The organism is Aeromicrobium sp., assembly GCF_025965075.1.
Taxonomy (GTDB): Bacteria; Actinomycetota; Actinomycetes; order Propionibacteriales; family Nocardioidaceae; genus Aeromicrobium.
Map to the genome: position 1 here is coordinate 1 of NZ_JAOPXQ010000010.1, position 10,371 is coordinate 10,371.

9 protein-coding genes are annotated in these 10,371 nt (G+C 71.3%); 2 read left to right on the top strand and 7 right to left on the bottom strand.

Annotated features, from left to right (window positions below; translation table 11 throughout):
• The 3 genes from JWQ91_RS00470 to JWQ91_RS00480 all read right to left on the bottom strand — a co-directional run.
• A partial coding sequence (locus tag JWQ91_RS00470) for a thioesterase family protein (protein ID WP_297779343.1) occupies positions 1 to 234 on the bottom strand: 234 nt, incomplete at its 3' end.
• Entirely contained in the window at positions 231 to 3,782 is a 3,552-nt protein-coding gene (gene smc, locus JWQ91_RS00475; protein ID WP_297779346.1) for a chromosome segregation protein SMC, read from the bottom strand. The genes smc and JWQ91_RS00470, both read right to left, overlap by 4 nt.
• Positions 3,783 to 3,835: 53 nt before the next feature.
• Positions 3,836 to 4,036 carry a hypothetical protein gene (locus JWQ91_RS00480; RefSeq protein WP_297779348.1) on the bottom strand — a complete coding sequence of 67 codons (201 nt, stop codon included), beginning with the start codon at positions 4,034 to 4,036 and terminating at the stop codon, positions 3,836 to 3,838.
• A gap of 119 nt (positions 4,037 to 4,155) precedes the next feature.
• Here JWQ91_RS00480 and JWQ91_RS00485 point away from each other — a divergent pair, with 119 nt between their 5' ends.
• Positions 4,156 to 4,656, top strand: a complete 501-nt coding sequence (locus JWQ91_RS00485; protein WP_297779351.1) for a PH domain-containing protein — start codon at positions 4,156 to 4,158, stop codon at positions 4,654 to 4,656.
• Complete coding sequence (locus JWQ91_RS00490) at positions 4,640 to 5,953, top strand: PH domain-containing protein (protein WP_297779354.1); 1,314 nt, start codon at positions 4,640 to 4,642, stop codon at positions 5,951 to 5,953. Before JWQ91_RS00485 ends, JWQ91_RS00490 begins: the two co-directional genes overlap by 17 nt.
• Here the strand turns inward: JWQ91_RS00490 and JWQ91_RS00495 are convergent.
• The 4 genes from JWQ91_RS00495 to JWQ91_RS00510 all read right to left on the bottom strand — a co-directional run.
• Entirely contained in the window at positions 5,950 to 7,218 is a 1,269-nt protein-coding gene (locus JWQ91_RS00495; protein WP_297779356.1) for a solute carrier family 23 protein, read from the bottom strand. The two genes, JWQ91_RS00490 and JWQ91_RS00495, sit on opposite strands and share 4 nt — an antisense overlap.
• 51 nt (positions 7,219 to 7,269) lie before the next feature.
• Entirely contained in the window at positions 7,270 to 8,412 is a 1,143-nt protein-coding gene (gene dusB, locus JWQ91_RS00500; protein ID WP_297779358.1) for a tRNA dihydrouridine synthase DusB, read from the bottom strand.
• 45 nt (positions 8,413 to 8,457) lie between these two features.
• Positions 8,458 to 9,045: a hypothetical protein gene (locus JWQ91_RS00505; RefSeq protein ID WP_297779361.1), complete on the bottom strand. Its 588-nt coding sequence runs from the start codon at positions 9,043 to 9,045 to the stop codon at positions 8,458 to 8,460.
• A gap of 25 nt (positions 9,046 to 9,070) precedes the next feature.
• A partial coding sequence (locus JWQ91_RS00510) for a glycine--tRNA ligase (protein ID WP_297779364.1) occupies positions 9,071 to 10,371 on the bottom strand: 1,301 nt, incomplete at its 5' end.

Here is a 10,371-nt window from a genome sequence, read left to right on the forward strand (position 1 = left end):
GTCCGGGAAGCCCAGCTCGCGCTGGAAGTGGCACTGCGTCTCGGCGACGAGCCCCACGGCGGGGAGCCGGCGGATGTCCGTGCCGGTCGCCTCGATCAGGAAGCCGTTGACCGCGGTGTCGAAGTAGGAGTAGTAGACGACGTTGTTGACGTGACCGTAGACGTCCTCGTCCGACCAGCGGGTCGTGATGGTCCGCAGCGTCCCGAACTCACGACGAAGCCGTGGTCCGGTCACGCCGACTCCTCTTCCCTCAGCCGCTGGCTGATGACCGCCGAGACGCCGTCGCCACGCATCGAGACGCCGTAGAGCGCGTCGGCGACCTCCATCGTGCGCTTCTGGTGCGTGATGACGATGAGCTGGGAGTTGGCCCGCAGCTCTTCGTAGAGCTCCAGCAGACGGCCGAGGTTGGCGTCGTCGAGCGCCGCTTCGACCTCGTCCAGGATGTAGAACGGGCTCGGACGGGCCTTGAACAGAGCCACCAGGAACGCCACGGCCACGAGCGACCGCTCCCCGCCGGACAGCAGCGACAGGCGCTTGACCTTCTTGCCGGCCGGCCGCGCCTCGACGTCGATGCCGGTCGTGAGCATGTTCTGCGGGTCGGTCAGCACCAGGGCGCCCTCGCCGCCCGGGAACAGCCGGCTGAAGACGTGCTGGAACGCGTCCTCCACGTCGTACCAGGCCTCGGTGAAGACCTGCTCGACCTTGGCGTCGACCTCCTCGACGATCTCGAGCAGGTCCTGGCGGGTCTTGCGCAGGTCGTCGAGCTGCTCGGACAGGAACTGGTGCCGCTCCTCCAGCGCCGTGAACTCCTCGAGCGCCAGCGGGTTGACCTTGCCCAGCATCGCCATCGACCGCTCGGCGCCGCGCAGCCGCTTGACCTGAGCCTCGCGCTCGTACGGGATCGGCTCGGCCGGCAGCGAGTCGTCCTCACCCTCGACCGTGATCGGGGGGACGAGCTGATCGGGCCCGTAGTCGGCGACGAGCGTCTCGACCTCCAGGCCGAGCTCCTCGAGCGCGCGCGTCTCGAGGCCCTCCAGCCGCAGGCGCAGCTCGGCGCGGGCCATCTGGTCCTTGTGGACCGTGTCGGTCAGGCCGTCGAGCTGCGTGCTGAGCTCGCGGAGCTGACCGCGCACCGAGCGCAGCGTCTCCTCGCGCCCCGTGCGGGACGCCTCGATCTCGGTGCGGAGCGTGGACGCCTCGGCGATCGACAGCTCGAGCCGGGCCAGCACCTGGTCGCTCGCGGCGATGACCGCACGGGCGGTCTCGGCCTCGCGCAGCTGACGCTCCCGCCGCTCGGCGGCCTTGAGCCGGGCCTCACGCTCGGCCTTCGCCGCCTCGAACAGGGCCGTGACCTGGCCGGCCAGCGCCCGGGCCCGCTCCTCGTTGGTGCGCAGCGCGAGCCGAGCCTCGGTCTCGGCCTTGCGGCGGGCCGACGCGGTCTCGGCGAGCTCCTCGAGCAGTGCCGTGTCGGGCTCCTCCTCGGGAGCCGCCTCGGCCTGCGACAGCCGCTCCTCGAGCTCGGCCAGGCCCGAGAGGTCGCCGGCCTGGGCCTCCTGCGCCGTCGCGATCGCGGTCGACAGCCGGTCGGCCTCGCCCCGGGCGGCCCGGGAGGTCGCGCCGAGGTGGCCGAGGTTCTCGGCGACGGCGGCCATCGTGGCGTCGGACTCGTGCAGGTGGGCCAGCGCGGTGTCGACGCGCTCCTGGGCGGCGGCGCGGGCCGTCTGTCCGGTCTCCCGCTCGAAGGTCAGCCGCTCGAGCGTGTGGACCGCCGCGGTCAGATCGGCGTCTGCCTGCGCGATGGCGGCCTGGACCTCGATCAGGCTCTGCTTGGAGGAGGACCCGCCGGCGGCGAAGTGCGCCCCCAGGAGGTCGCCGTCCCGGGTCACCGCGGTGACGTCGGGCGCGTGCCGGATGACCTCCTGCGCGTGCTCGAGCCCGTCGACGACGGCGACCTTGAACAGCAGCCGGCGCAGCGCGCCCTGCAACGGTGCGGGTCCCTCGACGACGTCGATCGCGTACGTCGCGAGGTCCGGCAACCCGGGCCACGTCGAGTCGTCGACCTCTCCCCCGCCGAGCAACATCCCGGCACGGCCGAGGTCCTCGGACTTGAGCTTCTGCATCGCCGAGACCGCGGTGTCGAGGTGATCGACCGCGACGGCGTCGGCCGCCGAGCCCAGCGCTGCGGCGATCGCGGTCTCGAACCCACCACGGACCGTCAGCAGTGCGGCGACGGATCCGAGCAGGCCGCTGATCTCGTCGGTCGCGGCCAGCAGCGCCCCGGCGCCGTCCTTGCGGGCCAGGCCGAGCTCGAGGGCCTCCTTGCGGGCCGTCAGCGCGGCCTGCTGGCGCTCGGCGTCCTGCGCCTGCGTGCTGAGTGACGTGAGCACGGCGGTCGCGGCGTCGAGCTGGCTCTCCGCGGCCTCGAGCTCCTCGTCGAGGCCGGACTCGCCGGCGTTGAGGCCCGCGATCTCGTTCTCGAGTGACGTGAACTGGCGCTGGGCCTCGACCGCACGTCGTTCGGCCTCGTCGCGGGCCTCGGTCAGCCGGCCGATCTCCTCGCCCGCGGCGGTGGCCCGGCTCTTGAGCGCGTTGACCTGCCCGTGCAGGCGGGCCAGCCCCTCACGCTGGTCGGCCGCGGCACGCAGCAGGCCGGCGACCCGCCGCTCCTCGGCGGCGTAGGCCTGCTCGGCCTCGTGGCGGTCAGCGATGACCGCCTCGAGCGCCTCGGTGGCCTGCTCGACCCCGGCGCTGAGCGCGCTGTGCTGCTCCTGCGCCTTGCGCGCCTCCGCCTCGAGCTCCTCGGGCTCCCGGCCGACCCGCCTGTCCTCGGCCTCGACGGCCGCGAGACGTACGCGCTCGTTGGCCAGGCCCGCCGTGCCTCGCAGGCGCTCGCGCAGCCCCGACAGGCTGTACCACGTCTCCTGGGCGGCGGACAGCCGCGGCGAGTCCTCGCGCAGCCGGTCCTCGAGCTCGGTCTCGGCCTCCCGTGCCGCGGCGACGGCCTGCTCGACGGACTGCCGTTTCTCCTGCAGCGCCGTCTCGTCGGCGAGCTCCTCGGCGATCACGGTGCGGGCCGAGACGATGTCGTCGGCCAGGATGCGGGCCCGGGCGTCGCGGACCTCGGCCTGGATCACGGCGGCCCGGCGGGCGACCTCGGCCTGGCGTCCCAGCGGCTTGAGCTGGCGACGCAGCTCGGTCAGGACGTCGTTGAGCCGGGTCAGGTTGCCCTGCGTCGCGTCCAGCTTGCGGAGCGCCTTCTCCTTGCGCTTGCGGTGCTTGAGGACCCCCGCGGCCTCCTCGATGAAGCCGCGCCGCTCCTCAGGCGTCGCGCGCAGGACGCTGTCGAGCTGGCCCTGACCGACGATGACGTGCATCTCGCGGCCGATGCCCGAGTCGCTCAGCAGCTCCTGGACGTCGAGCAGGCGGCACGTGCTGCCGTTGATCGCGTACTCCGAGCCGCCGTTGCGGAACATCGTGCGCGAGATCGTGACCTCGGAGTACTCGATCGGCAGGGCGCCGTCGGAGTTGTCGATCGTGAGGACGACCTCGGCCCGCCCGAGCGGCGGACGCCCCGAGGTGCCGGCGAAGATGACGTCCTCCATCTTGCCGCCGCGCAGCGACTTGGCGCCCTGCTCGCCCATGACCCACGAGAGGGCGTCGACGACATTGGACTTGCCGGAGCCGTTGGGCCCCACGACGCACGTGATCCCGGGCTCGAGCTGGAGGGTCGTCGAGGAGGCGAACGACTTGAACCCACGGAGAGTGAGGCTCTTGAGGTACAACGCGGACTCCTACGACGTGCGGTGGTTGCGAGCCACCCTAGTCCGCTGGAACTTCAGTGTGCGACAGGCTCGGCGAGGTCGCCGGCGGTCACCAGGTCGACCCGCTCGCGCAGGGTCGTGAGGAGGCCGTCGTTCTCGATCTTGAGGCGCAGGACCTCGTCCTCGAGGTCGGCGATGCGACGGTGCAGCGCGGCGGCCTCCCGAAGCTGGTCGTGGGTGGGTCCACCGAGGTGTCCGACGAGTGCTTTGGCCATGTCTGTTCTCCGCGGGAAAGGGCTGAGGGGAAGGGCAGAAACACGCGTTCTGCGTCTCTCAGTCTCCCACCACGGGCCATGCACGGTCAACTCAGCGACAACCCGTCTAGGGTGGCCGCGTGGACGATCTCTTCGACCCCGTCGCGGGGCACTGGACCCGCGTGGCACCACAGCTGGCGACGGTGCGTCGCATCCTCCTGCTGCTGCCGGCCGCGATGGTCGGTGTCGCGGGGCTGGTGGTGGCCCTCCTGCCCGGCCTCACGACGTGGGTCGCCGTGGTGGGTTGGGCGCTCGTGGCCGTGTCGCTCGGCGTCGCGGGGTGGGGCTGGACCTGGGCCGGCCGCAACCAGCGGAGCTGGGGCTACGCCGAGAACGACGACGACCTGCTGGTGACGCGCGGCGTCATGTTCAAGCGACTCGTCGCGATCCCGTACGGCCGCATGCAGTTCGTCGACGTCCAGGCCGGACCGCTGGAGCGCGCGTTCGGCATCGCGACCGTCACGCTGCACACCGCCAGCACGGAGACGGCCGCCGACATCCCCGGCCTGCGCGCCGACGAGGCCACGCGGCTGCGCAACCGGCTGACCGAGCTGGGCGAGGCCCATGGCGCCGGGGTCTGACCGTCCCGGCGAGGCCGTGGGGCTGCGCACCCACCCGCTGACCGCGGTCGTCCAGGGCGCGCTGTGGGCCGTCGCGGCCTCCGTGGGCCTGCTCGGCTCGCTCTTCACCGGCGACGCCTTCGGGGACCTGAGCCCGCTGTTGAGCCTGGTCGCCGCGCTCGTCGGAGGCCTGCTCCTCGGGATGGGCGCGGGGTACGTCGGCTGGCTCTTCACGCGCTACGTCATCGACGGCACGGAGCTGCGCATCACCTCGGGCGTCATCACGAAGTCCTCGCGCCGCATCCCCTACGAACGCATCCAGTCCGTCGACATCGCCGAGCCGTTCGTCGCCCGGCTCCTCGGACTGGCCGAGCTGCGCATCGAGATGGCCGGCGGCAAGGACTCGCGGACCTCGTTGCGGTTCCTGTCGCTCGAGGACACCCGCGAGCTGCGTCGGGTCCTGCTCTCCCGCGCCCACGGCGACTCGCCGGTCGAGGAGGTCGCCGAGCACCGCAGCGTCATCACGATCGTCGGGCCGGACCGCGTCATCATCGGCACGCTGCTGTCCCTGGACTTCGTGCTCGCCACCGCCGTGACCGTCGGCCTGGTCGTGGCCGCGATCTGGTTCGAGCAGGTCGTGGTGCTGCTCGGCGGCGTCGTCGCGGTCGGCACGTGGGTCGTCCAGATCGTCGGCAAGCGCATCCTCCAGCAGTGGGACTTCACCCTGTCGCGCGGCGAGCGGGGGCTGCGGATCGAGCGTGGGCTGTTCTCGCGAACCTCGCAGACCATCCCGTACGCCCGGGTGCAAGGCATCGCCGTCAAGGAGCCGTTCGTCTGGCGCCGGTTCGGCTGGCAGCGCCTGGAGGTCGACGTCGCGGGCTACGCCGCTCACAGCTCCGAGGAGGGCCCCGCCTCCTCCTCGACCCTGCTGCCGATCGCCGATCGGGCCCTGGCCGAAGCGATCGTCCGCGAGCTGATCCCCGGCGTGATGCTCGACGACCTGCCGCGGACCTGTGCACCGAGCCGGTCCTGGCCATTCGCACCGGTCGGCTGGCGCTACCGCTGGATCGCCGCCGACGACATCGCGTTCGTCGCGCGCGAGGGGTGGATCGAGCGGTCGACCAGCATCGTCCCGCACCGCAAGACGCAGTCGGTGGAGGTGCGGCAGGGCCCGTTGCAGCGGCGACGTGGGGTCGCCACGATCGAGGTCCACACGCCACAGGGCCCCGTCGACGCGGACGGCCGCCACCTGGACGAGCGCGACGCGAGGGCAGCCCTGGTGGCCCAGCTCGCCCGCGCCCGGGCGGCGCGGTCCTAGCGAACCGGGACCGCCCTGGCCTTCTCCACCGCTGACATGACGTGGAAGACCACGATCGCCGCGATGGCGCCGAGCGCGATGCCCGTGAACACCATGTCCCCGATCTTGATCGTCAGGTCGCCGATGCCGATGACGAGGGCGACCGCCGCGGTGAACTGGTTGACCGGCAGCGAGAAGTCGACGTGGTTGTCGATCCAGATCTTGACGCCGATGATCCCGATCAGGCCGTACAGCGCGACCGTCACGCCGCCGAGCACACCCGGGGGCACGGTCCGGATGACCTCGCCGATCTTGGGCGAGAGCCCCAGCAGGATCGCGATGATGCCGGCGACCCAGTAGGCGGCGGTCGAGTAGACACGGGTGGCGGCCATGACGCCGATGTTCTCGCCGTACGTCGTGGTGCCCGATCCCCCGGCCGCACCGGCCAGCGTCGTGGCGAGGCCGTCGGCCAGCAGGGCGCGACCGGTGGCCCGGTTGATCGTGTCGTCCCCGGCGAGCTGGGCCACGCTGCGCACGTGCCCCACGTTCTCCGCGATCAGGACCAGGACGACGGGCAGGAACGCCGGCAGCACCGACCACGCGACGTCGGGCGCCTGGAAGTCGGGCAGGCCGACCCACGCCGCCTTCTCGACCTCGGAGAAGTCCAGCGCACCGGCCATGGCGGCCACGCCGTAGCCGACGATGACGCCGACGACGATCGACAGCCGCGCCAGGAGTCCGCGGGCGTACACGGCTACCAGGAGCACGACCGCCAGGGTGATCAACGCGGTCCACGGCGCCTCGGCGAAGTTCGTGGTCGCCGCGCCCGACAGGTTGAACCCGATCAGCGCGACGATCGAGCCGGCCACGACCGGCGGCATGAGCGACTGGATCCACCCCGTCCCGGTCCACATCACGATGACGCCGATCACGGCGAGCAGCACGCCGCAGGCCAGTATGCCGAACAGCGCCGTGCCGATGTCGTCCCCGCCGGCCTTGGCGGCGGCGATCGGCGCGAGGAACGCGAACGACGAGCCGAGATAGCTGGGCAGCCGGTTGGCGGTCAGCACCAGGAACAACAGCGTGCCGATCCCGGAGAACAGGATCGTGGTCGACGGCGGGAAGCCGGTGATGATCGGCACGAGGAACGTCGCCCCGAACATCGCGACGACGTGCTGGGCGCCGAAGCCGATCGTGCGGGGCCAGCTCAGCCGCTCACCGGGGGCCACGACCTCACCGTCGGTGATCGTGCGGCCGTCGCCGTGCAGGGTCCAGGGCAGGGGCATGAGGCATCCTCGGGTTCGTCACGACGGCGCCGAGCGGCACCGCGCAGGAGGCTATCCGCCCGACGTGCCGTCCTCCGCGAGGGGGTCCAGCGGTGCCGTGATCTCGCGCGAGTCCAGCCAGCCGTCCGGCACCGAGACGCGCTTGGGCGTGCCCTGGCGGCCGCGGGGCGTGCCGAGCTCGGCCACCGGGTAGGGCTCGCTGGGGTCCAGACGGCCCAGCAGGTCGTCCAGCGCGGCGTAGGACGACACCATGCCGAGGCGGCTGCGGACGTCCTTGCCGGCGGCGAACCCCTTGAGGTACCACGCGATGTGCTTGCGGAACTCGATGCAGCCCCGCTCCTGCCCCATGATGTCGCCGAGCAGCTCCGCGTGGCGGCGCATCACCGCGGCGACCTCGCCCAGGGTCGGCAACCCGACGACGACCTCGCCGGAGAACGCGGCCGCGAGATCGCGGAACAGCCACGGGCGCCCGAGGCAGCCGCGGCCCACCACGACACCGTCGCACCCCGTCTCCTCGATCATCCGGACCGCGTCGGCGGCCTCCCAGATGTCGCCGTTGCCGAGCACGGGGATGTCGACGGCGGACTTGAGCTCGGCGATCGAGGCCCAGTCGGCGCGTCCCGAGTAGTGCTGGACGGCGGTACGTCCGTGCAGCGCGATCGCCGCACAGCCGGTGTCCTGCGCGATGCGGCCCGCGTCGAGATAGGTCAGGTGGTCGTCGTCGATGCCCTTGCGGGTCTTCATCGTGACCGGCACGCCGTACGGCGCCGCAGCGGCGACCGCCGACTCCAGGATCTGGCCCAGGAGGGCGTCCTTCCACGGCAGCGCCGCTCCCCCGCCCTTGCGGGTCACCTTGGGCACGGGGCAGCCGAAGTTGAGGTCGACGTGGTCGACGCCATGGTCGGCGCACAGGATCTCCACGGCCCGCCCGATCGTGACGGGGTCGACGCCGTACAGCTGGACCGAGCGGTAGGTCTCGTTGGCGGCGAAGGTCAGCATCGCCAGGCTCGTCCGGTCACCCTCGACGATGCCCCGCGACGTGATCATCTCGCAGACGTACAGCCCGGCACCCTGCTCGGCGCAGAGCTGACGGAACGCTGCGTTGGTGACGCCGGCCATGGGGGCCAGCACGACCGGGTTGGGGACCTCGAGGTCGCCGAGCCTCAGGGTGCGGGGCAGGGCGGCAGTGGGCATGCCCCCATTCTCCCAGACCCTGCCCACGATCCCGCGGTCAGCGGGTCAGGGCTTCCAGCTGACGGCGTCCTCGGTCGTGCCGGGCTGCAGGACGACCGAGTCCAGCTTGTGCCCCTTGGGGACGAGGTAGACCAGGCAGACCTTCGCGCTGGCGTCGGGCAGGAAGCTCGACGGGAGCTTCGACGGCTGGCACGGCTTGAACGCGCCGACGATCGGGTTGGCCGGGATGTTGGTGTTGGCGTCGTCGTGGGCGTAGAGCGGCAGGGACGCCCCGCCGAGGCCCGCCGGGCCCTCGTTCTTGATCGTCGCGCGCACGTAGTAGGGCGTCGAGGCCTTCGCGGCGGCATCGAGGGAGAAGAAGCGGAAGTCCTTGATCGACCCCTTGGCGATGCGCGACACCGTCACCGTGACGGCGCTGGTCGCATTGGAGGCACCCTCGTAGACCACGGTTCCCGGCTTGCCGGTCGCGAGGGTCGTGCCGCCCTTGGTCAAGGTCACCCCGTCAGGCACGTCGAAGCCCTTGGGCACCGCTGGCGTGTCGCTCGCCTTGGCATCGCCCTGCGAGTCCGACGAGCACCCGGCGACCGCGAGCGCGGCGGCCAGGGCGACTGCGGCGATGCGCGAGGTCCTCACCCGCCGATTGTCGACCACGAGGGGTTCAGCACCCCGGCAGGCGCGCCGCCAACCACGAGGTCACCTGGTCCAGCGCGATCCGCTCCTGCGCCATGGTGTCGCGATCGCGGATCGTGACGGCCTGGTCGTCGAGCGTCTCGAAGTCGACCGTGATGCAGTACGGCGTGCCGATCTCGTCCTGCCGGCGGTAGCGCTTGCCGATCGCCTGGGCGTCGTCGAAGTCGACGTTCCAGAACTGGCGCAGCTCGGCGGCCAGCCCGCGGGCCTTCGGCGACAGGTCCTCGTTGCGCGACAGCGGCAGCACCGCGGCCTTGACCGGGGCCAGGCGCTTGTCGAGCTTGAGGACCGTGCGCTTGTCGGTGCCCCCCTTGGCGTTGGGGACCTCCTCCTCGACGTACGCGTCGATCAGGAACGCCATCATCGACCGGTTGACGCCGGCCGCGGGCTCGATGACGTACGGCGTCCAGCGCTCGTTGTTGGCCTGGTCGAAGTACTGCAGATCCTTGCCGGAGTGCTCGCTGTGCGTCTTGAGGTCGAAGTCGGTGCGGTTGGCGATGCCCTCGAGCTCGCCCCATGTCGACCCGGCGAACTCGAAGCGGTACTCGATGTCGACGGTGCGCTTGGAGTAGTGCGACAGCTTCTCGGCGGGGTGCTCGAAGAAGCGGAGGTTGTCGGCGTTGATCCCGAGGCCGGTGTACCAGTCCATCCGGATCTTCATCCAGGTCTCGTGCCACTCCTCGTCGGTGCCCGGCTCGACGAAGAACTCCATCTCCATCTGCTCGAACTCGCGGGTGCGGAAGATGAAGTTGCCCGGCGTGATCTCGTTGCGGAAGCTCTTGCCGATCTGGCCGATGCCGAACGGCGGCTTCTTGCGCGCGGTGGTCAGCACGTTGTTGAAGTTCACGAAGATGCCCTGCGCGGTCTCGGGACGCAGGTAGTGCAAGCCCTCCTCGGAGGCGACGGGGCCGAGGAAGGTCTTGAGCAGGCCGGAGAATTCCTGCGGCTCGGTCCACTGGCCCTTGGTGCCGCAGTTGGCGCAGGTGACGTCCTTCAGGCCGTTCTCCGGAGCGCGGCCCTTCTTCTCCTCGTACTCCTCCTCGAGGTGGTCCGCGCGGTACCGCTTGTGGCAGGAGAGGCACTCGACGAGCGGGTCGCTGAAGACCTCGACGTGCCCGGAGGCTTCCCAGACCTGGCGCGGCAGGATCACGGCGGAGTCGAGCCCGACGACGTCCTCGCGGCCGCGGACCATGGTCTGCCACCACTGGCGCTTGATGTTCTCCTTGAACTCGGCACCGAGGGGCCCGTAATCCCAGGCAGAGCGGGAAC